The following is a 25115-nucleotide window of genomic DNA, read 5'->3' on the forward strand; positions in this document are numbered from 1 at the left end:
GTCACGACGCGTCGGTCGTGGAGCTCGAACCGGACTCCGTCCGCGTCCTGACCGGCCGGCGCTGTGGGCCCCGCCGTGCCAGGGCGGCCCGGCGCCTGGAACCCCGTGCACCCGCCGAGGCGTCGTCCCTGGCGCGCTCGGTCTGCCGGCTCGACGGGGTGGCCGGGGCGAGAAGCAGCGCCTGCGCCGCCACGGTCGGGTGGCGGAAGAGGTCCGCCACGGAGAGCGTCACCTCGAACTCCTCGCACAGCCGGGCGTGCAGTCGGGTGACCGTCATCGAGTTCGCGCCGGCCTCGAACAGGCTCGTCGCACGACCTACTGCGGCCGTTCCCAGCGCCTCCCGCCAGACGTCCGCGATGCGCTGCTCGAGAGCCCCCTGCGGCGGCACCCCCGTGTCGGCCACGGCATGCGGCGCCTGGGAGCCCGCTTTGACGGGCCGTGGTGTGAAGACGGGCGCGGGCAGTTCCCCCAGAAGCCGCCCGGAAGCCTGCCCGAGTTCCTTCAGGATGTCCGTGTACTGGCCCAGCAGCAGCTCGGCGGTCTCGGTGGCGAACACCCGCTCGTCCCAGACCAGGCGCAGCATGCCCATGTCCGGAACGGCCACCAGGCTCAAGGGCGCCCCGGTGAGCAGCCTGCCCTGCCCCGACCCCACCCGGAGGGCGTCGGCGTCCGTCCCCTGGTCGGAGGCCTGCCCACCGAAGTTCTGCACGACGAGCACACTGTGGAACAGGGTGCGGCTCAACGGGATCCCGGCCGCCTCGTAGACGTCGGCCAGCGACTCGCCCGCCGAGATCTCACCCAGTTTCCAGGATGTCTCGGTCACGGTGCTCAGTAGCCCGTCCAGTGACGTCCCCGTGTCGGTGTCCACCGCGAGCGGAAGCGTCGTGAGGTACAGACCCGCCATCGCGGAGACGTCGCCCAGCTCCGCCGGACGACCGTTCAGCGACACCCCGAACGTCACCCGGGCATCTCCGGAGTTGCGGTGCAGCAGAGCGGCCCAGGCCGTGGCCAGTACGGTCCCCAGCGTCGTCCGTCGACGGAGGGCGAGCGACCGGAGTGCGGCGAGGTCGTTCCCGGACAGCGTGGTCTCGTGCTCCGCGTAGTCGTCCGCGTGGGCCGACAACGCCGGTGGGGGGACGTCGAAGGGCAGGAGAGTGGGGCTGGTGAACCCGCCGAGCGCCTCCCGCCAGAAGCCGCGGGTCCGCTCGGTCGACCGCTCCCCCAGCCAGCGCACGAAGGCGCCGTACGAGACGGCGGGCGCCTCATCCGCGAAGGGTTCGACACCTCGCGCCAGCGAGTTGTACGCGCGCAGGAGTTCACCTGTCAGCAAGGACGACGACCAGCCGTCCAGCAGTATGTGGTGATCGGTCCACACCAGCTGCCCCTCCCGCGGCCCGGTCTTGACCAGGACCAGCCGGAAGGGCGGCGTGCCGGACAGGGCCGGGGGCGCGGCCCGGTACTCCGCCAGCAGGGCGGCGAGCCGCCGTCTGACCTGCACCGGTGACAATTCCGTCCAGTCGAGGAAGGCCACGGCCTCCGACGGCGTCCGGTGAACCATCTGAAGCGGCTCGGGCAGCGACTCCCACTCGACGGAGGTACGCAGCACGTCGAACCGCCGCGCCAGCGCCCGCCAGGCCTTCCGGAAGAGGTCACCGTCGAGGGGGCCGCGCAGCGTGAGGACGCACTCGTTGTAGTTGGCGTCGTGGTTGCCTGCCAGCAGGTGCCGATTCAGCATGACCCGCTGCATCGGGACGAGCGGGAAGGCGTCCTCGGGCCGGAGTTCGGCCCGCAGCGAGGCGTAGGCCGGGGACCGCAACGACTGTTCGGGCAGCAGAGAGAAGGGTGCGCCGAACGCCCGGCCCAAGGCGCCTGCCAACCGGTCGGCGAAGTGACCGGCCGCGGCGGCGTCGAAGTAGCGGTCGTCCAGCACCAGGCCGGCCGTCAATGTGCCGTCCTGCCCGAGGGAGAAGTTGACCTCGGCGGCGAACGGCATCACCGCTGCGGCGTCCACGTCGTGCCCCACCGGGGCGGACGGTGCCGGCACTGGCCGCAGCCCTGCCTCGGTGATCTCCTCGCCACCGTCGGCGAGGTAGTTGACGACCACCCCGCCGCGACCGCCGGTCAGCGGCTGCCCCGCTTCCTGGCGCAACCGTCCGTAGCCGATCCCGCCGTCGGGCACCTGGGCCAGGCGGACGGCGGTCCGCGTGACCGGCTCATCCTCCAGGACGAAGGGGAACAGCGCGGTGAACCAGCCGACCGTGCGTGCCACCTCGGGAGCGTCCTGGCCGGTCGGCCTGCCGTGGAACTCCAGCGTCACACTCGCCGGAGACGTGTCGGCTCCGTCGGCCAACAAGCGGCGCAGTGCGTTCAGGCAGCCCGCGAGCACCTGTTCACCGGAGCGCCTGGTGCGGGTCTCGGCGAGGGGCACCCGACGGACCAGCCGGTGGGCGTCCCCGTAACGACCGGGCCTCCCGGCATGGACCAGCGGTAGTTCGACCGCGCCGACCCGGTCCACCTCCCGCCAGTACTGCCGTTCCCGGTCTGGGACGGCGCCGACGGCCCGTCGGTTCCACCGGCTGTAGGCCAGGAAGGACGTCCCGGTCGCGGGCAGCTCCGGCTGGTGCCCCGCGCGGCGCGCCCGCAACACAGCCTCGAGGTCCTCCGTGAGGATCTGCCAGGAGACGGCGTCGACCACCAGGTGGTGGATGCACCAGAAGAGCAGGTCCTCCTCGCCGGCCGGGGTGCGGAACACCACCATGCGCAGCAGCGGGCCGTCCGTCACCGACAGTCCGTCCTGCGCCCGTTCGGTGGCCTCGGCCAGCATGCGGTCGCGCACCTCGCCAGCCTCCGCGAGCACGACCTCCTCCATCGCGAGCTCTGCGGCTGAGGGAACGGGTCCGGCCACCTGCCGCCGGCTCTTGCCGGAGCCGGTGAAGCGCACTCCGCCCAGCACGGTGTGCCGCTCGGTCACATCGTGCACCGCCTGCCGTAGCACCGACAGGTCGCAACCTTCGGCGACCGCGAACCACTGGGTCTGCGTCTGCCGGTCACGGCCTGCCGGGAACGCCTCGAAGAACCACTGTTGTATCGGGGTCAGTGCGGCCTCGGCCGGCTCCTCCTCGACGTCGGTGGTGCTCCGCGCGCGGCTCCCGTCGCCGGGTGCGGCCTGGCGCTCCGACACGGCGGCCGCCAGTTCGCGGAGCGTCTGGTGCTGGAAGACGTCACGGGCGGTGAGGGCGATGCCCTGCGCCGAGCACCGCGAGATGATCCGCAGCCAGCTGATCGAGTCGCCGCCGATCTCGAAGAAGTTGTCGTCGACCCCGAGCGCGGCCACGCCCAGCACCTCCTCCCACACCCGGGCGAGCGCACGCTCCTGCGCCGTTGTGGGCAGCCGCCGGGCGGTACCAGCACCTGCTCCCGCACGCGCCGGCTCTGGGAGGCGGGAGCGGTCCACCTTGCCACTGACGGTCAGCGGGAAGTCCTCCACGAAGACCATACGGCTGGGAATCATGGCCTGCGGCAACCTCCGGGACATGAGTCCGCGCACCCGACGCACAAGGTCCCGGCGAAGAGCCGAGCGGAGCGGCCGGTTGGCGAAGTCCTCGACGCCCTCGGTTTGGCCATCGCTCTGCCGGTCCTGCGGGACCGACAGGATTCGCGCCGGAAGGAGGCCAGGGGCGAGAGTGACGTCGAGAAGACCGTTGCCCGCCGAAGAGACCGCGATCGCCAGACCCCCGCGCTGCGCCTCCGCCTCCAGATCGGCCGGATGCACCCCGGCGAACCCTTCCCGCGACTGGCGCAGACCGTTGTCGAGCGAGGCGCAGCGCGGGTCGGTCAGCGCCCTGTGCAGGGTGGTGTGGGCGGCCGCACGGACGTCTCGCACGCCCCGGATCAGGAGGCCGTCGGAGGTGATCTCCCGCAGCAGTGCGGTGAAGCGCGGCAGCGTGAGGTCCGTGCCGTCGACCAGGCGCGTAGGGGTAAGGGATGCCGCGTCCCCGCCGGCCTTGTGCAGGACGACGTCAAAGCGGAAACCGTTCATCTCCGTCTCGGCCCGACCCGACTTCGCCCGGACCTCGGCGAGGCCGAATCCCGGCAGCCGGTCTCCGAGAGCGTGGAACCAGTCCGGAGCGAGGCAAAGTTCGTTCTCGTTCTCCACCGCCTCCTCGACGCTGTCGAGCAGTCCGCGCAGATCGTTTGCCTCCGGGTTGCGGTACAGGTACACGGACAGGTGGAACGCATGGAGCAGTGTCGCGTCGCGCACATCACCGACGACGATCCGGCCCCCGGGTGCGAGCAGCTGCCAGGCCTGGCGCAGCACGTCGTCCAGGTAACGCGCGGTCGGGAAATACTGCACCACCGAGTTGAGCACAATGAGGTCGAACCGCTCGTCGGCCACTGCGGAGAGGTCGTGGGCCGGTGCCTCGATCAGCCTGACCCTGCCGTCGTCGAGACCGGCGGCCGGCAACTGGGCTTCCACGTACCGCAGGGCGCGCGGGGAGATGTCGGTGCCCGTGTACGTCTCGGTGTGAGGGGCCATGGCGAGCAGGATCATGCCGGTGCCACAGCCGATCTCCAGCACTCTGCGCGCCGGTGACTCCTTGACCCGGGCGACGGCTTCGTCCCTCCACTCGGCCATGTCCTCCGCCGGGATCGGCCTGAGGTCGTAACTGCTGATCCAGCCACTCGTGTTGAGGTCCGCGTCCTGGTCCTCCTCGACCTCGTTGAACACCTCGGCGTCGTGCACCTGCCGCCACTCGTCCACCCGGGCCTCGTCGAGCAGGGCGGCGGAATCCTCCTGGGCCATCTGCAGGTACCCCACCAGGCGCGGGTTCCCCTGCTCGTCCGTGCGGAGGTCGGCCACGAAGCCGCCGAGGCCGGGCGTCTCGCCTGCGACCCGTTCCACCTCGGCGAGTTCGATGCGGGTGCCCCGGATCTTGACCTGGTTGTCGAGGCGGCCGCGGAACTCCAGTGCCCCCGAGGGGAGCATTCTGACCCGGTCGCCCGTGCGGTACATGCGGTGCCCCACGCGGAAGGGGTCGGGGAGGAAGCGGGCGGCCGTCTCCTCAGGGGCGTCGAGGTAGCTGAGGGCGATACCGGAACCGCCGATGTACAGCTCGCCCGGCATCCCCGCTGGTACCGGCTCCCGGTTCTCGTCGAGCACGTGGACCACGGTATTCGGCAGCGGCCTGCCGATCGGCACGTGCGGTGTGTACGGGGCGTCCTGCGGAAGTTCCGCGGTGTCGTACCAGGTGGAGGTGACCGCGGCCTCGGTGACGCCGTAGGCGTTCAGCAGTCGGACGCCGGCACCGACGCCCTCGTGCCACTGACGCACCCGCGCCGGATCCACGCGGTCGCTGCCGGCGACGACCAGGCGCAGTCCGGCGGGTATCCGGGTTTCCCCGGCAGCGGCCTGGCGCGTCCACTCGTGCCACAGGGCGGCCGGCAGATTCAGAACCGTGAGGCGTTCCTCCTCCACCAAAGCCGTGAGGTCGCCGATGTCGGAACCCCGTACCAGGACCGCCGCGCCGGCCTCCCAGGAAGCGAAGAGTTCCTCGACGGACACGTCGACGGCCGGCGACGCCATGTTCAGCACGGTGTCCGCCGAGGTCAGTCCGTAGACGGCCGCGGCGGCCTGCGCCAGACTGAGCGCCGCCCGGTGCGGGACCAGGACGCCCTTGGGACGACCGGTGCTGCCGGAAGTGAAGATGAGGTACGCCGGGTCGTCCGGCGTACACGGCGTGGCGACGGGCGTGGTCCCGGGCTCGCCGAGCGCCTCCTCGAAGGACAGCAGGGGAAGAGCGAGCGCGGCCGACGCCTCGGGGGCCGCGCCGTCGTGCAGCACCAGACGGCATCGAGCGGCCTCCGCCATGCCCGCGAGGCGTTCGGCGGGTAGCCGGGGGTCGAGAGGCACATACAGCGCTCCGGACCGCAGGACGCCCAGTACTGCCGCCACTTGCTGGACCGACGGTGACGCCAGCACGCTCACGGTGTCGTGGCGGCCGATGCCACGGGCGGCCAGGACGGCGGCGTAGTGGTCCGCCGCCGCGTGCAGCTGCTGGAAGGTCATGCTCTGCCGGGTGTCCCGCACCGCTTCGCTGTGCGGCCGGCACAGCGCCTGGGCGGCGAGGATGTCCGCCAGACCCTTGTGGACCGGCGCGTCGGCGCTCCGGGGCGGCGCCACGGCGGCAGCCGGAGTGCGCGAGGGCCGGTACCCGGCGAGTTCGGTGACGAGTTCCCGCACCAGCCCGGTGAACGCGTCGGCCCATTCTCGGACCGTCACCTCGGTGAACAGCTCGCTGCTGTACTCGAAGTACACCCGCAGGCGCTCCCCCGCCTGCTGGATGTCGCAGCTCAGGTCGAACTGTGCCGTGGTGTGCCCGCCGCCGAGCGACTCGAGGGCCAGACCGCCGAAGTCGGTTCCCTGGGCGGGGGCGGGCAGGTACTGGAAGCAGATGTCGTAGTACGGGTTCCGGTTGGCCCGGCGCTTCGGCTTGAGGGCTTCCACCAACTGCGCGAAGGGCACGTGCTGCCAATTGAGGAGTTCCTGGTGAGCCGTGCGGTGGCGCTCGAGGGCCTCCTGGAACGATTCCACGCCGGCCAGGTCGATGCGCAGGGGAAGCGTGTTGGCGAAGAAGCCGACCGCACCCAGCGTGTCGGCGTCGGTGCGCCCGGCGAGGGGCACACCGATCACCACGTCCTGGCTGCCCGAGAGCCGGGCCATGAGCCGGGTGAAGGCGGTGCCGAGCACGGTGAAGGCGGTGGTGCCGAAGCGCCGGGCGATGTCCTGCACGGCCGCCGCAGTCTCCGCCTCCAGGTGGAAGGTGTGCACGGCGCCGGCGAACGTCCGGTGGGCGGGCCGGGGGAAGTCGGCCGGGAGTTCCAGCCGGGGAGCGTCCTGCAGCGTCTCGCGCCAGTACGCGAGTTCCTCGGAATCCATTCCGACCCCGGCCTGAGCGGCCAGCCGGGCGGCGTACTCGCCGACACGGGCGCCGGAAGCGGCGAACCGCGGCGTCCCGCCTGCGGCCCGCGCCCGGTAGGCGTCAGCAAGGTCCGACAGCAATACCTGGGTCGACCACCCGTCGAAGACGATGTGGTGGACGACGAGCAGCAGTACGTAGTGGTCCTCGGCGATCCGCACCAGCCGGGTGCGGATCGGTGGCTGCGCGGTCAGGTCGAACGGGGCCTCGGACAGCTCGTCGAGGCAGTCGCGGGCCCGGGACAGCGGGTCGTCCGCGCTGGAGAGGTCGGTGACCGTCCGGTCGACGGGCTGATCCTCGGAGAACACCTGGTAGGGGCGTCCGCCCAGGCTGAGGAACCGGGTGCGCAGCGCTTCGTGACGGGCGACGCAGTCCGACAGAGCGTTGAACAGCGCCGTCTCGTCGACCCGGCCGCGCAGCACAAGACCCATGCTGATGACGTAGAAGGAGCTGTCGGGGTTGAAGTTGTCCAGGAACCACAGGGCTTGCTGGGGCGGGGTCAGCGGCCAAACCGTGGCGGCACGCGGAGGCTGCCCGGGGGCGGACGCGATCATGAGCGGGAACCTTCCGTGGTGAGGGCGGAGTCGTAGCCCGGGACGAGCCGCTGGAGCACGGCGAGTTCCTCCTCATTGGCTGCGGCGATGTCCGCGGCCAGCCCGAGGCTGTTTGATGGCCGGGGCCGCTCTGATGGCGTGGCGAACGACGGCCTGTCGGAGTCCAGCCAGGCGGCGAGAGCGCGTACCGTCGGGCGGCGCAGTACCTCGGAGACCGGTACCCGTCGGCCGAACTCACGCTCCAGCAGGCCGGCGATGGCCAGTGCGGCGAGCGAGTGCCCTCCGGCTTCGAAGAAGTCGGTGCCCACGGAGATCTCCTCGAGCCGCAGGGCCGCGCACCAGACGTCACGCACCCTCTCCTGGGTGGGGCCGAGTGGCTCCGCAGTCACGTCCTCCGCCACCGTGGTGAGGGGGAGCCGGCCGAGGCGGCTGGCGTCCACCTTCCCCTGCGGGGTCAGAGGGAGTTCGTCGAGCAGGACGTAGCCGGTGGGCACCAGTGCGACGGGCAGGAGACCGAGGAGGTGCTCGCGCAGGCTTGCCACCGCCGTGCCGGGACGGACCACGGCGTAGGCGGTCAGGGACAGGTCGCCCGTCGCGCCCCGGGGCAGCACCACGCATCGGTGGACACCGGGGTGGCGCAGCAGCGCTGATTCCACCTCGGCGGGTTCCACCCTCACCCCTCGGATCTTCACCTGGTGGTCGCGGCGTCCGAGGAACTGCCAGGTCCCGTCCGGTCGGCACCGCGCCAGATCACCGGTGCGGTAGAGCCGTTCGCCCGGCCGCACGGGGTGGTCGACGAATCTGTCGGCCGTGGCCGCCGCGTCACCGAGGTATCCACGCGCCAGCCCGGCTCCGCCCACGTGTATCTCGCCGACGGCTCCGTCCAGTACGGGCCGCAGCCACGGATCCAGCAGGTGGGCACTGCGGCCGGCCAGCGGGACGCCCAGCGGGACGAAGTCAGCGGGAGGCCGGTCCAGGACCGCCACCATGGAGAACGTGGTGTTCTCAGTCGGCCCGTAACAGGCCACCACGCATAGCCCTGGATGTTCCGCCATGACTTGGCGTACCGACTGGACCGGCACGACGTCACCGCCGGTGAGCAGGGTGCGCAGCCCGGCAAAACACCGGCTGTGGCCGTCGGCCACCACGCGCAGCAGCCCGGCGGTCAGGTGTAGGACGGTGACACCGTGCTCCTCGACCAGCTCGGCGAGCTCCGGGCCGGTCAGCCGGGTGCGCGGCGCGACGACGAGGGCGGCGCCGTTGAGCAGGGCCCCCCAGATCTCGAAGGTGGACGCGTCGAAGTGCACCGGGGCCACTTGGAGAACGACGTCCTCGGGCCCGATGGGGGCGAATGCCGGGCGGTGGGCGAGCGAGACCACACCACGGTGGGTGATCTCCAATGCCTTGGGCTCACCGGTCGTCCCCGAGGTGCACATCACGTAGCACGGGTCGTCGGGGGAGACACCGTGCTGCTCCGGCGGTGCGGCCGAGCGGGGGCTCCGGGCTGGTGGGGCCTCGTCCGGGACCAGGACGACGGGCCGTCCAAGGGCGCCGGCCGTTTCGGCGGTGCTGTCGTCCGCCAGGACGACAGCGGGCCGGACCCGTTCCACGACGGCTCGGGTTCGGGCCGGCGGCTCGTCCGGATCGAGCGGCGCGTAGACAGCACCGGCCCGCATGACACCCAGCATCGCGGCAACGGTCGTGCGGCTGCGCGGGAGTGCCAGTGCGACGACCGCGCCCCGGGGCACGCCCGAGTCCCGCAGCCGGGCCGCGACCAGTTCGGCGGCCGCATCGAGTCCGGCGTAGGACCAGGTGTGCGTGCCGTCGACGACGGCGGGCGCGTCCGGATGCGCGGCGACCGCCTGCCGGAACACCTCGTCCACCGTCGCCCCGGGCGGCCGCAGCAGCGGCGCTCCCTCGCCCCGGGCCCAGGCCCGGGCGGTGTCCTCCTCGCCGCGCCAGGACACCTGGCACAGGGGAACGTCGGGTGCCGCCATCAGCGCCTCGGTGAGCGCCAGGAACTCGTCGGCCAGCCGCTCCACGGTGCCGGGAAGGAACAACTCGGCGGCGTACGCAACCACGAGGGATCCGCCGTCCTCGTCCAGCCGCACGTCCCAGGTGAGGTCCAGGTCGATGACGGGGGGAGGGACGAGCAGGTCCTCCACGACCAGGCCCTCGGCCCGGAACGTCTGCGGCACTTCCTCGGAGACCTGGAAGGCGACCGAGGTGAACGGGGGTTCGGATCTGCCGCTCGCCCGGCCGGAAGCCGCCAGGATCTCGTCCTGGCCGATGGTCGCGTGCAGCATGGCCTTTGCGGCCTGCTTACGGGTCGTGGTCAGCAGCTCATGGAACGTGCCGGTCCAGTTCACCGGGACGCGCAGCGGCACACTGTTCAGAAGCGGCCCAACGACGTCCTGAAGCCACTCCTCCCGTCGTAGCGTCTGCGGCACGGACATCACCGGATCGGCGCCCTCGGCGACGCCCTGCCAAGACGCCAGTGCCACCGCGTAGGCCGAGGCCAACACCATGAACGGTGTGGCTCGTTGCTCCCGGCAGAACCGTTCGAGCCGGGTCATAAACTCCGCCGGGACGCGCCGCCGCAGGCAGCCCGCGGCGTGGGAGCGTTCCTGCGGGCGGTCGTGGTCGGTGTGCAGCCGGAAGTCGGCGGCTTCATCGAGTTCCGCCCGCCAATAGGCGCGGCTCGCCTCGCCCGCGGGACCCCGGGCGCTGTCACGAAGCCACTCAGCCACCCTCCGGTAGGGCACCGGCGCGCGGTCCGGTGGCGTCCCGGACCCCAGCTCGACCACGAGGTCGTGCAGGAGCACCTCGACGGAGCGGGCGTCCAGGTAGGCGTGGTGCAGGAAGATCGCCAGCATGTGCCGACGGTCGTCCAGCGAGGCGAGCACGGCCCGGTAGCCCGGCCCGGCGCCCAGATCCTGTGGGCGGTGCAGGAAGTCCTGGAGGACGGCCTCCCAGGCAGCCGGGGCGTCCGGCCGCTCCCGCAGGTCCAGGACAGTGACATCGGGGCCGCCATCGGCGGGGACCAGTACGGCCCCCTCGGGGCCCACTGCGAAACGCAGACGCAGCAGGTCGTGCCGTTGCGGCAGGGCGTGCAGCGCCTCCCGCACGGCCTCGGGTTCCAGCTCGCCGGTCAGGCGCAGGACCAGCGGAACGCTGTAAAGGGGGACATCCGGGCGCGTCTGGTTGATGAACCACAGGCCCGCCTGTGTCCCGGAGGCCGGGATGCCCGCCGCCTCCGGGAAAAGGCGGGGGGCACCGGTGGCCGGGGCCGACTGGGCGCTCACCTGGCCTCCGTCCGCTCCGCGGTGAGCCCGGCGAGTGCCCGGGCGCTCGCCGCGGCCAGGAACGCCGCCACGGACACGTCGGTGCTGAAGCGTTTGTTGACCCGGGAGGTGACGTCCAACGCGAGCAGCGAGTTGCCGCCCAGCGCGAAGAAGTCGTCACAGGCGCCGACCTGCTCGATGCCCAGCAGCATCTGCAGGGTCTCGCAGATGAACCTCTCCCGGTCGTCGGCCGGAGCGGCGTAGTCGGTCTCCAGGTCGGGCCGCTGGTACTTGGCCGCTCCCCGGTCGGCTCCGGCGAGCAGCTCGAGGGCGGTGGCCACGTCGAGACGGCGTCCCTGCTCGACCACGGCGTTCAGGTCCTGCGTGGAGATGTGAGTCTGGGGCACCCCGGCGGCGAGTGCCAGCAGGAACACCGCGTGACCCTCCTCCTCCGTGAGGAACGAGGCCATGCCGGCCTCCGACATGACTGTGAGCCGCTCGATCTCGCGCAGTTCGTCGTTGCCCTCGTCGGTCGCTCCGGCGTCGACCGCCATGCCCAGGTCCCGCCAGCCGGTCCAGTCGACGCTGACGACCTCGGTACGGCCCTGCCGCCAACAGCTGTGGGCCAGCCCTCCCAGGTAGGCGTTGGCCGAGGTGTAGTCGGCGATACCGAACCGGCCGTCGACGACGTTCAGCGAGGAGAAGAGCATCAGGAAGTCGAGGTCCCGGCCCTCGGTCGCGGTGAGCAGGTGGTGGGAACCCTGCACCTTGGGCGCCAGCACCTCGCGGTAGGCACCGGGTTCGAGAGTCTGCACCAGGCCGCCGCCGGGAAGGCCTGCGGCGTGGACCACTCCGTCGAGCCGCCCGAAGCGCTCGTCCACCAGCCGCATGAGGGCGTCCACCTGGTCCGCGTCGGACACGTCGGACTGCAGTGCCAGCACCTGCGCGCCGTGCTGCTCCATCCGCAGAAGCTTGTCGATGCGGCGGCTGGTCCGGTCGTCCCAGCCGTGCTCGGCGATCCAGGACTCCCAGGCATCGCGTTCAGGGAAGGCGCCTCGGCCGGTCAGGACGAGGTTGGCGCGGTACTCGCGGGCGAGGAACTCCGCCAGCGACAGACCGATCCCGCCGAGACCACCGGTGACCAGGTAGGTACCGCCGGTCCGGGGTGCCCGGGCGCCACCCGGGTGGCGAACCTCCTCCTCGCGCACGTGGATCCGCTCCACACCCCGGAACCAGCGGCGGCCCGAGCGGTAGGCGATGGTCGCGTCCGGCTCATCCACCAGGAGCTCTTCGAGGACGGCCGCGACAACGGCCTCGTCGCCCTCGGCGGGGTCGGTGTCGACGAGCCGGCAGGACAGCCCCGGGATCTCCCGCGGCAGCACCCGGACCATGCCCTCCAGCAGGCAGTCCCGGGGCGAGACGGCCTCGGTGCCGGTGACGTCGAAGGCGGCTTCGGTGATCACGATCAGCTGCCCGGCGACGGGCTTCTCGCCCAGGACCTTGCCCAGCGTCAGCAGGGTCCGGGTGGAGTGCGGGATCCCGGACGTGTCGGTTCCCCGGCCGGCCAGGAGGACGACCGCGGTGGAGTCGGCGGTCGCCTCCTCCTCGTCAAGGGCGAGGGACAGGTGCACGGGGTCGGTTGTGCCCAGTTCCACGCGGGACTCGCTCTGCCGCAGGTACCCTCCGGCGTCGGCGAACTCCACGCAGCCGACGCTCCGGACGGCCAGCCGCTCGGTGAGACGGGCGGCGATCCGCCCGGCGTCGCCGGAGCCGTCGGTGACCAGGAGGACCGACTTCAGCGAGTCGAGCCGCCGGTGCTCGGCGAGCCGGCCCGCCGCCGCGGTGCGGCGCCAGGACGGCACGTAGAACCACTTGCCCGGCTCCTTCTCCCGTTCCATCAGGCGCCGGCTCAACTCGACCTCCTCCTCCGGGGAGGCGTCGATCCAGAACCGCTCGCGCTGGAAGGGGTACGTGGGAAGCTCCGCCTTGCTGACGTCACGCGGACCGCAGACGGACCAGTCCGGCTCGGTGCCCGCTTCCCACAGCCGGGCGACGGCGGTCAGGAACGTGCGTGTGTCGTCCTCGGTGTCCTTGGGGTGGCGCATCGTCGGGACGAGCGGCGGCAGATCGGCGCCACTCGCCGCGCCCTGCGTCAGTGATAGCAGTCCCTTGCCCGGGCCGACCTCCAGCAGCGGGCCGTCCACGGACTCCAGCAGCCGGGCGATGCCGTCGGTGAAGCGGACGGCGCCGCGCAAATGGCGTCCCCAGTACTCGGGATCCTGTGCGTCCGCCGCGGTCAGCCAGTCCCCGGTGACGTTGGACATGACACGGATCGATGGCGAGCGCATGGGGACGCGCCGCAGGAACTCGGTGAACTCCCGGGCGGGTTCGTCCATCAGCGCCGAGTGACTGGCGCAGGAGACACGCAGCCGACGGGGCCGTGCCCCTGCGGCCTCGAGGCGCGTGGCCAGCACGGTGATGCCTTCCTCGGTGCCGGAAGCCACGACCAGGCGCCTGGCGTTGTACGCGGCGATCTCCACGTCGGCCGGCAGCAGCGGCTCCACTTCCTCGGCCGGGAGCGGGATCGCGAGCATTGCCCCTCGGGGGGCGGCCTCCATCAGGGCGGCCCGCTTGGCCACCACCCGTACGGCGTCCTCGAGCGTGAAGACGCCCGCCACGGTGGCCGCGACGATCTCGCCGAGGCTGTGCCCGATCATCGCCTGCGGGCGGATCCCCAGTGCGTCCAGTGTGCGGACCAGGGCGTACTCGACCGCGAACAGGGCCGGCTGGGTCAGCCAGGTCTCATTGACCGGGTGCAGGCCTTGGCCGTCCTCGGGGGTGTGCAGCAGCTCCGCCAGGTCCACGCCGAGTTCCGCGCGGAAGAGCTCGGCGCAGCGATCGAACTCCGCCCGGAATGTCGGGTGCTCCTCGTACAGTCCCTGTCCCATCCGGGCGTACTGCGAGCCCTGTCCGGGGAACAGGAACGCCGGCGCTCCCGGCATGGCCCGGACCGCGGGGGTCTGCGCCCGCGAGTGGACGGCCTCGACCGCCTCCTCACGGTTGCGGGCCACCACGGCGGCCCGGTGCCCGAAGCGGGAGCGGCCACGCTGCAGTGTCCGCGCGGCGCCGTGCACCGTGAGGTCCGGGTGCCCGGATTCGGCGAATCGGTCTGCGAGGGAGCGGAGGTAGTCCTCAACGGCCTCCCCGCTGCGGGCCGACACCGGCAGGATCTGCCAATCGGTGTGGTCCGTTCCGAGCCGGACACCGTCGTCCGTGCCCGCCACTTCGTCGGCCTCGTCGCCGCGGACGGGGGGCTCCTCGACGACGACGTGGGCGTTGGTTCCGCCGAACCCGAAGGCGCTCACACCGGCCCGTCGCGGCATGCCCTCGGGCAGGTCCCAGGGCCGTGCCTCGCGGGTGATGTAGAAGGGGCTCTCTTCAAGACCGAGACCCGGGTTGGGCTGCTCGAAGTTGATCTGCGGGGGGATGACTCCGTGCTTGGCCGCCATCACGGCTTTGATGAGACCCGCCACACCCGCGGCAGTGTCCATGTGCCCGATGTTGGCCTTGACCGAGCCCAGCGCGCAGTAGTTCCGGCGGTCGGTGGTCTCGCGGTAGGCCTGGCTGAGGGCCTGAACCTCGATCGGGTCGCCGATGAGCGTGCCGGTGCCGTGCGCCTCCTGGTACGTGATCGTGTCGGCGGAGACACCCGCCACGGCGTGGGCGTTCGCCGTCACCTCGGCCTGCCCGGGGATGCCCGGCGCGGTGAAGCCGGCCTTGTCGGAGCCGTCGTTGTTGATCGCGGAACCGAGGATGACGCCGTGGATGACGTCCCCGTCCCGCTGAGCGTCCTCCAGCCGCTTCAGGAGCACCACACCGACGCCCGCGCCGAGCACGGTTCCGGTCGACGAGGCGTCGAAGCTACGGGTCAGCCCGTCGAAGGAGGAGATGGCTCCCTCCTGGTAGAGGTAGCCGCTCTTCAGGGGCGGGGTGACCGCCACACCACCGGCGAGCGCCATGTCGCACTCGAACGTGCGCAGCGCCTGCACAGCCATGTGCACGGCGACCAGCGAGGTGGAGCAGGCCGTGCTGACGTTGACGCTGGGGCCGGTCAGGTTGAGCTTGTACGAGACCCGCGTGGTGAGGTAGTCGAGGTCGTTCTCCACGGATCCGACGTCGTGCAGATTGCCGCCGTCCGCGTTTCGCGCCTGTACCTCGGCGTTGGCGCGGATCTGGTGGATGTACGAGTTGACCCCCGCCCCGCCGTAAACGCCAACGGGAACTTCGGTCCGGTCGGGGGCGTAGCCGCCGGCCTCCATGGCGCGCCAGCAGTGCTCCAGGAAGAGCCGCTGCTGCGGGTCCATGAGCTCCGCCTCGCGAGGGCTCATGCCGAAGAACCCGGCGTCGAACATGTCGATGTCGTCGATGGACGCGGCGACCTTCACGTAGTTGGGCGCCTTCATCAGGGCCTCGTCCACTCCGGCCGCGACGAGGTCCTCATCGGTCAGCCGGGTGAGGGAGTCGGCCCCGTCCCGTATGTTCCGCCAGAACTCCTCGGGCCCGTCGGCACCGGGGAACTTGCAGGAAATGCCGACGACCGCGATGTCCACGGACTGCTGTGCGTCACTCATGGGTCAGGCCTCGGTTCCGATCGAAGTGCTTGCCAGTTCTCTGTTCTCGGCGTGCTGCACGGCCGTCCGAATCCGCTCGACCATGGAGCTGAAGAGCGAGTCGGCGATCAGATCGGCGGCCGACACCTCGACGTGGAACTCCTTCGCGGCAAGCATGCTGACGCGAATGGCCGAGAGTGAGTTGCCACCCAGTCCGAAGAAGTCGTCGTGGACGCCGACAGAGTCCACCTTCAATGTCCTGCACCAGATCCGTGCCAGGGTTTCCGGCACCTCTGACCGCTCCCGGGGAATGGCCACCAGACCAACCTTTCGTCGTGACGCAATGCCGCGCATGGTGTGGTCCTCATGTTTCCGTCGCGGTGATCGACTAGCACGCCGCAGAAACGAGTGACCCTGATTCAGGGGACATGACGCGGCGGTGAGATACGGGGGACGCTGGCCTCTGTGACTGCCATGACGACTGACGTCACGCCGACCGTCCGGCCGGGCCTTCAGCTGCGGGCCTACGGATCCGTCAGTGACCCCGAGATCCTCCTCTACTGCTTTCCCTACGCGGGCGGAAGTGCGACGTTCTACCAGCCCTGGACCGCTCTCCTGCCGGCGACGGTCGGTCTGCGTGCGCTGCAGCTCCCCGGCAGGCAGGACATGCTGGGCGTCCCCCCGTTCCGACATATGGGCGATCTCGCCGCTGCCGCGGCTCGCCTGGTCACCGAGGACGCACGCGGACGCCGGCACGTCTTCCTCGGCCACAGCATGGGTGCCGTCCTCGCCTACGAGACCGCCCGGCAGCAGCGCCGCGAGGGCCGGGAAACTCCCGAGCTGATCGCCCTGTCAGGCTACGGCTCGCCCGACCGTGAGCGGCGTCTGCCCTCCCTGGAGGGCCTGGACGACGAGGAATTGCTCGCGGAAGTGGGCCGGCTCGGCGGCATCCCGGCGCAGATCGCCGCATCAGATCAGCTGCGGCCGCTCATCACGCCTGCCATCCGCGCCGACTTCACGCTGCTGGACCGCTACCGCCACATTCCGGAGCCTCCTCTGGACTGCGCCGCCGCCGTGTTCGGCGGGACGGACGACCCCGCGGTGACGGTCGAGGCCCTGCACGCGTGGGACGAGCACTTCAGCGGGTCCGTCACGATCGAGCAATTCCCCGGCGGGCACTTCTACCTGTCCAAGTGGGCCTCACGGGTGCTGTCGTCGGTGATGAACAGGATGTGACCGGACCGGCGCAGGAGCCGCGCGGGACCCGATCGGGAAGCGGGGGCCGGATGCTTTCGTCATGCGAACCGCGATCTGCCACCGGCACCCCCTGGTGATCCTGGGGCTGAAGCACCTCTTGACCGTGCACACCTCGTGCGACGTTGTGCACATCTCGGACCACGAGCTGCCGGGGAACCTGGAGGACATCGACATCCTGATCGTCGAGGAGGAACTCCTCGAACGCGCGCCGTCGTCCCCGGCTGTCCGGGCCGGCGGACACCACGGGCCGGAGATCGTCCCTCTGAGCGCCGACGCCCAGCCCGAGGAGGTGCTTCGCCGGGTGACCGGTCGGCGGGCCGCCCCGGCACCTCACACGCAGGCGGCGGACCACGGCTGGGTGGCTCCGCTGTCCCCGCGGGAGCAGGAGGTGCTCCAGTTCATCGCGTCGGGAATGACGCATGATCAGGTGGCCCGGCGGGTCGGTATCAGCCGTCACACGGTCGACACCTATGTCAAGCGGGTGCGGACGAAGTTCGGTGTGGGAAACAAGGCCGAACTCACGCGCGTCGCACTCGGTTTGAACCTCGTCTAGGACCGAATGGAGAGTCTCCCCTCATGGCCAAGCTGATCGTCAGCAACCAGCGGACCGAGGAAATGGTCGGAGACTTGCAGATACTCTCCCCGGAGTATCGCGAGTACCTCGGCAACCAGGCCCAGCGCATGACCTGGTCCCTGCAGGAGGGCGATGTTCTCGTGCTCCCCGTGCAGCCGAGTGAGCGTTTCCTCGACTACGTCACCGGGCTTTTGAACATCGACCGCGAGACCGTCGAGGTCGTCGTCCCGCCGACCGGGAGTTACGGAGCCGGGTTGCTCTCCCGTGACCGGCTGCTGAACGAAGAATTCCTGCAGGAGTTGCAGCGGATCGTCACGGCGCATGGAATCCGGGAGATCTTCCCGTTCCACTTCGACACCACCATCGCCTCTATGGCCAAGCTGCTGGGGCTGGACACCCTGACACCGGGTTTCGGCTTTCTGGACCAAGGGGGCGGGAAACTGCTCAACAGCAAGGCGGCCTTTCGCGCCCTCGCAGCCGGCTGTGGTGTCTCCGTCCCCGAGGGCCGGGTGTGCGCCTCACAGGACGAGGCGGAGGAGTACGTCTGGGGGCACCTGCTGTCGCGGGGGCTGCCCGCCATTCTCAAGCAGGATTACCACGTCGCCGGGTTTGGCAATGAGGTCGTCAGTCCTGTACCGGGGGTCGAACCCGTGGGAGCCCTCCGAACGGTGGTCGCAGCCGATCGTGAGGAACTGTCCAAGTACTTCGCGGAACGCTGGTACTGGCTGACCGACGCCGGCCGCAGCCCGGTCGTCGTGGAGCGGTACTTCACCGACTCACTGCCCCTCTGCTCGGAGTTCCATCTCACCGGACGGGGCGTTGAACTCGCCGGTCACGGCGCCATGCGGATGGAGCCGGTGTTGAACGGGCATATCTGGCCGGCGCCTGCGGCCGGGCTCACCGGCTTCAACGGTTTCCTGGGTGAGGCACACGCGTTGTGCTCCGCGATCCACGCGATGGGCTACCGTGGCACGGTCAGCGTCGACGCCATCGTGACACCCGGTCGGCGGATCCTGATCAACGAGTTCAACTGCCGGGTCAGCGGCTCCACGCACGCCTACCACATCGGCGAAAGGATCGTCGGCCCGATGTTCCCCGACGAGCGCGTACTCGTGGAACAGCGGCGATGCACCTTCCCGCCCTCCATCCTTGAGCGTCTGACGGACAGCGGTCTGGCCTACGACCCCGTGTCCCGCACCGGAGTACTCGTCACCGTCGAGGACAACAGCGCATCCGACGGCTACGGCGAGTACTGCATCGCGGCCGAGAGCACCGAGCACGCGGAGCGACTGGAGCGTGCCCTGGCGGGTCTCCTCGCACAAACCGGGAGGGCGGCATGACCATCGTCGACGCGCGGGAACCGGTCCGGCTCCGGGAGTCGGAGATATTCGCGGCACACATCGGGGGAAAGCTCTCGACGGGATGCGCTCTCCCGCTCGACACCTCGGAGAACCTCTCCGTCGCCTACACCCCGGGGGTGGCGGCGGTCAGCCGGGCCATCGCTGAGGACCCCTCGCTCGCCGCCCGCTACACCTGGGCGAGCCGGCTCGTCGCCATCGTGACCAACGGCTCCGCCGTGCTCGGCCTGGGCGACGTGGGTCCCGCCGCCGCCCTGCCGGTCATGGAGGGGAAGGCCGCCCTCTTCAAGCATTTCGCCGGGCTGAACGCCATCCCCCTGGTCCTCGACTCGTCGGACGTCGACGAGATGGTCGACGTCCTCATGCGGCTCCGCCCGTCGTTCGGCGCCGTCTGCCTCGAGGACGTCGCCGCGCCCCTCTGCTTCGAGCTGGAGCAACGACTCCGAGCCGCGCTGGACTGCCCCGTGCTCCACGACGACCAGCACGGGACGGCGGTGGCCGTCCTGGCCGGTCTGCGCGGCGCGTGCACGCTGCTCGGACGGCGAATCGACACAAGCAGGATCGTGGTACTCGGCGCCGGTGCCGCGGGCTCCGCCACCGCGGACCTCCTGCTGGCCGCTGGTGTCCACGACGTCACCGTGCTCGATTCCCGCGGCATCCTGTTCGACGGCCGCGGCGGACTGAATCCGGTCAAGGCGGCACTGGCCGCCCGTACCAACCCCCGGGGCCTGCGGGGTGGAGCGGCGGTGGCCCTCCGCGACGCCGATGTCGTCATCGGTCTGTGCGCGGCGACCGTCCCAGACTCCCTGATCGCCACGATGGCACCCGATCCGATCGTCTTCGCGCTGTCCAGCCCAGTGCCCGAGGTCGATCCGGGCCTGGCGGCCCAGTATGCCGCGGTCGTGGGCACCGGGGGGAGCGACCACCCCAATCAGATCATCAACACCCTCGCTTCACCCGGCATCTTCCGCGGCGTGCTCGACGCCGGCGTCCGGTTCATCACCACGGAGATGAAGCTCGCCGCGGCGGATGCGATCGCCGGCATCGTCGAGGACTCCATCACAGCGGATCGAATCGTGCCGCACCCTCTGGACCCCCGTCTGGCGCCGGCCGTGGCCCGTGCGGTCGTCCGGGCTGCCGGGCGGGTGTGACCACGACAACTTCTCACGGAGGCAGCCTTGTCCACGCCCACCAGCGCATCCGTCGTATGCACCGATGTCTCCGTCTCTCTTCCCGACGGCACCTCGCTACTGAAGGAAATCTCCTGGACCGCCGGTCACGGCCACACCGGACTCATCGGATTCAACGGCAGCGGGAAGTCCACGCTCTTGCAAACCGTCGTGGGGCTGCGGACTCCCGACACAGGGACCGTCCGCGTCAACGGAAGGATCGGCTACCTTCCGCAGGACTTCTCGGTGGAACCGTCGCTGCGCGTGGACGAAGTCCTGGGGATCGCCCACGTCCGGGCCGCCGTACGGGCCATCGAATCCGGTGATGTCCGTGAGGAGCACTTCACCGCGGTGGGTGACGACTGGGACGTGGAGGAGCGCGCTCGGGCCGCACTCGCCCAGCTCGGCCTGGCTCACATCGGCCTCGAGCGCGTCGTGGGCGAGATGTCGGGCGGCGAGATGGTGCTGCTCCGGCTCACCGCGCTGCTCCTGGAACGTCCCGACGTCCTCCTGCTGGATGAACCCACGAACAACCTGGACGGCCGTGCCCGTGCCTACCTGTACGAGGCACTGGCGCGCCACAGAGGGATCGTGGCCACCGTCAGCCACGACAGGGAGCTGCTCACGCGGGTGGACCACATCGCCGAGCTGACCTCCGACGGCCTGCGCACCTTCGGGGGAAATCTCGACGCGTACGAGGCATACGTCAGCGCCGAGCAGGAGGCGGCGGCCCGCTCCGTGCGCAACGCACAGGGCGAGGTGTCCCGGGAGCGGCGAGCGCTGGCCGACGCGCAGACGCGTCAGGCCCGCAGCGCCCGGTACGGCAAGACCCAGTCCGCCCGGAACAAGTTCGACAAGGGGACGGCCCAGTACAAGAAGCGTGCCGCACAGGTATCGGCCGGCAAGCGCCAGGGGGCCCACGAAGAACGCCTGGCAACGGCGCGGGAGCGGCTCTCCGACGCGCAGGACCGGGTGCGGGACGCCGCTGTCATGCGCACGGACCTGCCCGGCACCGTCGTCCCCGCCGAACGCGCCGTCCTCTCCCTCCACACCGTGCGTCTGCGCACCGGTACATACCTGGGGGACATCCGGGTGCATGGGCCGGAGCGCATCGCGCTCACCGGATGCAACGGCGCCGGCAAGACGACGCTCCTGCGGACGCTCGCCGGGGAGATACCGCCAGCGGACGGGCGCGTCGAGGTGCACGTGCCGTCGCGCTACCTTCCGCAGCGGCTCGGCCTGCTCGACGAGAGCTCATCCATCATCGAGAACGTGGCGCGGTTCGCCCCGCACTCGACGGACAACGAGATACGCGCCCGGCTGGCCCGGCTGCTCTTCAAGGGCCGGACGGCGGACCGTCTTGTGGCGGACCTGTCCGGCGGGGAACGCTTCCGGGCAACCCTGGCTGCACTCCTCGTGGCCGAACCGGCACCCCAGCTCCTGATGCTGGACGAACCCACCAACAACCTGGACCTGCCCAGCATCGACGAGCTCATCCAGGCACTCTCCAGCTACCAGGGAGCGCTAGTCGTCGTGAGTCACGATCGTTCCTTCCTGCGCGACATCGGCCTCACGCGTTGGTGGCAACTCGAAGCCGACGGTTTCCAGTTGGGTGACTCTGAGTTGCTGTAACCCCTACGCGGCCGCGACGCAGAAGACGGGGCCGCACCGCAGTGCTTGCGTACGTAGGTTGGCCTACGGCATAGGAAAACTGGTGTCATGTGAGCTGGCAACTGCGAGCATCCCCGTCCGGTTACCCCGCCTTGTGGCCGCTTTGTTGATGCGTCAAGCCATCGTAGGAGGTGAGGGCGTCGAGGTGCTGGCGCAGTCGTACCCCCAGCTTGTCGGGCGCCACCACGCTGAGCTGGACGGCCAGTGCAAGCAGGCGGGTCGCGAGCTCGTCCAGGTCAGTACCGCCAAGGGTAACGCGGGTGGTGTCGGGACCGGTGTTCCCGTGGCGGCCCACCCCGGGCGGGACCGGCCGGTTTGCCTCCTCCAATGGCAGCGGCAGCTCCACGTTCGCGTAGGGGGTAGTTACCGGTCAGCACGTCGGCCACCATGCGCGCGGCATCCGGTGGATTCTCGATTCGGACCGGCTGCCCGTTGGGCCGCGCTTCGACGACTCGGTCTACGGGGAAGGCCGACCAGGTACCAACGGTTTCGGGTCCGGACGAGCCGGTAGGTGCCGCACGGCTGATACGGCGCCCCGCGCGGTCGGAGTACACCATCCTGAGGCGGTGGCTGTGACGGCAGGCATCGGCCAGTTCCAGAAGGACTTCGGACGACACCGATCGCCGGGCCCCCGCGGTGCGCGCACGACGGCGTCGGCAAACGCGCTGAGCCAGTTGGCCACCCGGCGCAGCAAGATCCGCTGCAGCTTGAACAATGCGGACAGCGCCGCCTGGTTGCCCTCAGCAAGCCCCGCAGGACTGTTTCCCGCAACGCAACCGCCATGGCCAGAGCTTCGTCTTCGAGGTTCAGCGGCGGGAAGGCGCTGCCCGGCGCCATGCGGTAGCCACCCCCGGCCCTAGATCGGATACGCCCCTGCAGCCGAAGCCGAGGTGCGCAGCCGGGCACGTCCCATCGCACGGTGCGCGCCTTGACCTCCATCCGGTCGGCAAGCTCGCAGTTCGTCCCCGACGACCGTTGGAACAGCAAGACGACAACGGCAATAGCCGCACCGGGGTACTCGACACGCCGGGACTGTAGAGGATGACCAAGCCACTTTTTCGGCAGCACCGGCATCGGTGGATCACTGAAGCGGCACACTGCTACCGCAGCCTGCGCCTGCTCGGCATCTCGGCCCACAAGACAGCGCGAGAGTTGGCGCCCGACGCCCACGGCAACCCGACACGGAGAGCACAACGGTCCTATCGCCCTCGAACCATGTCCTCTGGGTGTCCCCGATCATCCGCCAGCAGCTGGCGAAACAGCAGGCCAGAGGTGCTGTTACAGATCAGGTCTCCGATACCGACGACTCTGACTGGCACACATCCGCTAGAGTGTCCTTGGCCAGTCGTTGGTACACCACATTGTCTGCTCAAGCTGCACTGTAGAGCGGGTCGCACCACGTCTGACCAGCGGGCTTGTGCTCCACGTCGAAGATCCACAGCCTGGATTTTCGACAAGGTTTTTTACAAGCCCCCGCCTTCGTAGCTCAGGGGATAGAGCACCGCTCTCCTAAAGCGGGTGTCGCAGGTTCGAATCCTGCCGGGGGCACAACGCGTTCCTGCCCTGACCTGGGATTTCTCCCCCAGGGAGGGCTCCTGCTCGGCCTCGGACTCCTCGTCCGGGGCCGTTTGCGTGAGCGGTGCGTGAGCGGTCGGGGAGTTGATCTCCGGGGCGTGTGACGTTCGCTTCAGACGCCGGTCCCGCGCTCCAGTCGGCGCGTCCGGCGCCGATGCGTCGAGGGACAGGTCTGCGAGAGCGCATAACCGGGCCCGCTTGCCGCAGCCGGCGTGGACGACGGCCCGTCCGCGCCGGATCACGCTGATCCGGGGGGCGGAGCGGGCATCCTCGCCGGGCTCAGCGCCCGGATGATGCGGGCCAGGTCGGCCGGGGCTGCCGTAAGGCGGACCGATCGGCCCGCGTCGTCGAGTTCGGCGATCTGCCAGCTTCTGGGCACGCCGTCACCGTCGCCGCCGCGGGGGCGCCGTACATCCTTGACGGTGAGGCGCTCCACCGGGATCCGCTTCGCCGCGAACCGGCCCGGGCCGGGGTGGGGTGTGACGGCGGGCGGGCCGCCGCCGAGGACGATGTGGGTGCCGAAGTTGTTCGGGTTGAAGTCGGTGGACTCCAGGAAGCGGGCGGTCAGGAAGACCTCCTCGTCCTCGTCCTCGTCGAAGGGCTCCGGGGGAGTTCGGGGCGCCGCGGCCTTGTGGGGCGTACGGATGCGAGTCGCGCGCCAGGCCCAGGTGAACAGGATCAGCGTGGCCAGGGAGCCCGCGACCGCCCAGGTGAGGGCCCCGGGAGAGGTCGGCGGGGTCGTGGGGTGGACGTAGCAGAGCGGCAGCAGCCACAGGGCCGTAGCGGCGAGCGCGCCCGCGAACGGGAGCGCCGACGGCAGGACCTCGTCAGCGGGCAGCCGACGACCGCGTCGGCGCAGCAGTACCAAGGAGCCGGGGTAGCCCGCGGCCAGGGCGCACCCCGCCGCGATGACGGCGACCTCTCCGCCACTGGGGAAGTGTTCGCGCCAGACGTGGTGCTCGCCGGTGACCTGCCTCACCTCGCCGCGCCAGACGGTGAGTTCGACGCGGTCTCCGGGCCGGAATCCCCGGGCGCCCTCCTGCGAGACCGAGAGCCGCTCCAGCGGCCGGCTCTCGGCGAAGTACAGCCAGCTGCGCTGCTTCCCCTCGCCGACCTCGGCCCGCGTGATCACGGCCGACAGGGTGGTCAGGCACTCCCCGTCAGGCTCTCGGCTTCGCTCGGGCACGGGGGACACCGACCCTTCCGCGGCGGGCGCCTCGGCGGTGCACGGGACAGCCGACGTCCACGCGTGGTTCACCGACTCCGCGGCCGGCACGAACCAGGCGGCCAGACCGGCGCCCGCCAGCAGCAGCACGCACAGGGTCAGCGGCACGGCCGTGCCGCGACCGGCGGTGCGCTTCGAGATGACGGCGACGTGGCTCGACTCCGGGGTGCCGTACAAGCGGTGCAGCGCGCGGAGAGCGTCCAGCTTGGCGTCGAAGTCCGGCCGGTCGTCCGAGGACACGCCGGCCGGCAGGGGCAGGCGGCGCGTGGGTCCGCCGCGCAGCACCACCTCGACACGGTGGATCTCCTCGCTGTGGCGCCCGTACTGCACGTACACGCGCAGGTCGGCGATGTCGTGCCACGGCACGCTCCGGCGGCGCAGCAGCGTGCGGGAGTGCACTCCGTACGCGTCGGCGCTCACTTGGACGACGGCCCCGTGCAGGCACGCGACGCCCAGCAGCGCGACGAGCAGGCCCACATAGGCCCACACGTCCGCCGGCCCGTCCCCGTACGCGACGCGCACCACGGCCAGACCCGTCCCGGCCAGGCTCGCCCCGGCCGCCGCGAGGACGACGAACCGCCACACGGGGCGCTTCAGATGGGGACGACAGATCACTTCCCGGACACCGCTCATGGTCGGGATCGTGCCATCGGCAGGGTTGCGCCCGCTTGTGCGGTGCACGGCAGTTTCCCGGCCTGCGACGCTGCCGGGTCGGGCCCGTCGCGAGGAGCGCGGAGGAGCGGAGCGCGCGCGTACGAGGAGCGGAGCGCACGCGTACAAGGAAGGGTCGCGAAGCGGGTCGGAAGCGGATCGGAAGCAGATCGGTTCTGGCCACGGAAGCGCTGACGCTGGTCGCATCGG

At 70.6% G+C, this 25115-nt stretch carries 11 protein-coding genes and 1 tRNA gene; 6 read left to right on the forward strand and 6 right to left on the reverse strand.

Annotated features, from left to right (window positions below; all coding sequences use genetic code 11):
• Position 1 precedes the first annotated feature (1 nt).
• Genes AB0E07_RS04135 through AB0E07_RS04150 form a run of 4 tightly spaced genes read right to left on the reverse strand, consistent with a single transcriptional unit; the run spans position 2 to position 15779 of the window.
• A complete protein-coding gene (locus AB0E07_RS04135; RefSeq protein WP_362246184.1) occupies positions 2 to 7531 on the reverse strand; it encodes an amino acid adenylation domain-containing protein in 7530 nt (2509 codons plus the stop codon).
• Entirely contained in the window at positions 7528 to 10836 is a 3309-nt protein-coding gene (locus tag AB0E07_RS04140) for an amino acid adenylation domain-containing protein (RefSeq protein WP_362246186.1), read from the reverse strand. Before AB0E07_RS04140 ends, AB0E07_RS04135 begins: the two co-directional genes overlap by 4 nt.
• Positions 10833 to 15446 carry an SDR family NAD(P)-dependent oxidoreductase gene (locus AB0E07_RS04145; RefSeq protein ID WP_362246188.1) on the reverse strand — a complete coding sequence of 1538 codons (4614 nt, stop codon included), beginning with the start codon at positions 15444 to 15446 and terminating at the stop codon, positions 10833 to 10835. The genes AB0E07_RS04140 and AB0E07_RS04145 overlap by 4 nt, the downstream gene beginning before the upstream one ends.
• Positions 15447 to 15449: 3 nt before the next feature.
• Complete coding sequence (locus tag AB0E07_RS04150; RefSeq protein WP_362246190.1) at positions 15450 to 15779, reverse strand: phosphopantetheine-binding protein; 330 nt, start codon at positions 15777 to 15779, stop codon at positions 15450 to 15452.
• A 120-nt stretch (positions 15780 to 15899) separates the two neighbouring features.
• On the opposite strand from AB0E07_RS04150, the gene AB0E07_RS04155 reads away from it, so the two are divergent.
• The 5 genes from AB0E07_RS04155 to AB0E07_RS04175 all read left to right on the forward strand — a co-directional run bounded on the left by AB0E07_RS04155 (position 15900) and on the right by AB0E07_RS04175 (position 21415).
• Positions 15900 to 16661 carry an alpha/beta fold hydrolase gene (locus tag AB0E07_RS04155; RefSeq protein WP_362246192.1) on the forward strand — a complete coding sequence of 254 codons (762 nt, stop codon included), beginning with the start codon at positions 15900 to 15902 and terminating at the stop codon, positions 16659 to 16661.
• 61 nt (positions 16662 to 16722) lie between these two features.
• Positions 16723 to 17235 carry a LuxR C-terminal-related transcriptional regulator gene (locus AB0E07_RS04160; RefSeq protein ID WP_362246194.1) on the forward strand — a complete coding sequence of 171 codons (513 nt, stop codon included), beginning with the start codon at positions 16723 to 16725 and terminating at the stop codon, positions 17233 to 17235.
• Between the two features lie 23 nt (positions 17236 to 17258).
• Positions 17259 to 18596, forward strand: coding sequence for a peptide ligase PGM1-related protein (locus AB0E07_RS04165; protein ID WP_362246196.1), 1338 nt, complete (start codon positions 17259 to 17261; stop codon positions 18594 to 18596).
• On the forward strand, positions 18593 to 19765 hold the full coding sequence (locus AB0E07_RS04170; RefSeq protein WP_362246198.1) for a malic enzyme-like NAD(P)-binding protein: 1173 nt from the start codon (positions 18593 to 18595) through the stop codon (positions 19763 to 19765). The genes AB0E07_RS04165 and AB0E07_RS04170 overlap by 4 nt, the downstream gene beginning before the upstream one ends.
• A 27-nt stretch (positions 19766 to 19792) precedes the next feature.
• Positions 19793 to 21415 carry an ATP-binding cassette domain-containing protein gene (locus AB0E07_RS04175; protein ID WP_362246200.1) on the forward strand — a complete coding sequence of 541 codons (1623 nt, stop codon included), beginning with the start codon at positions 19793 to 19795 and terminating at the stop codon, positions 21413 to 21415.
• 121 nt (positions 21416 to 21536) lie between these two features.
• Here AB0E07_RS04175 and AB0E07_RS04180 read toward each other — a convergent pair whose 3' ends face one another.
• Positions 21537 to 21800, reverse strand: a complete 264-nt coding sequence (locus AB0E07_RS04180) for a hypothetical protein (protein ID WP_362246202.1) — start codon at positions 21798 to 21800, stop codon at positions 21537 to 21539.
• A gap of 1129 nt (positions 21801 to 22929) precedes the next feature.
• Here AB0E07_RS04180 and AB0E07_RS04185 point away from each other — a divergent pair.
• Positions 22930 to 23002: transfer RNA gene (locus AB0E07_RS04185), tRNA-Arg, on the forward strand.
• A gap of 265 nt (positions 23003 to 23267) precedes the next feature.
• On the opposite strand, the gene AB0E07_RS04190 is transcribed toward AB0E07_RS04185, so the two are convergent.
• Complete coding sequence (locus tag AB0E07_RS04190; RefSeq protein ID WP_362246204.1) at positions 23268 to 24887, reverse strand: PH domain-containing protein; 1620 nt, start codon at positions 24885 to 24887, stop codon at positions 23268 to 23270.
• Positions 24888 to 25115: the final 228 nt, after the last annotated feature.

This window comes from Streptomyces sp. NPDC048002 (assembly GCF_040653275.1).
In the GTDB taxonomy this organism is placed as follows: Bacteria; Actinomycetota; Actinomycetes; order Streptomycetales; family Streptomycetaceae; genus Streptomyces.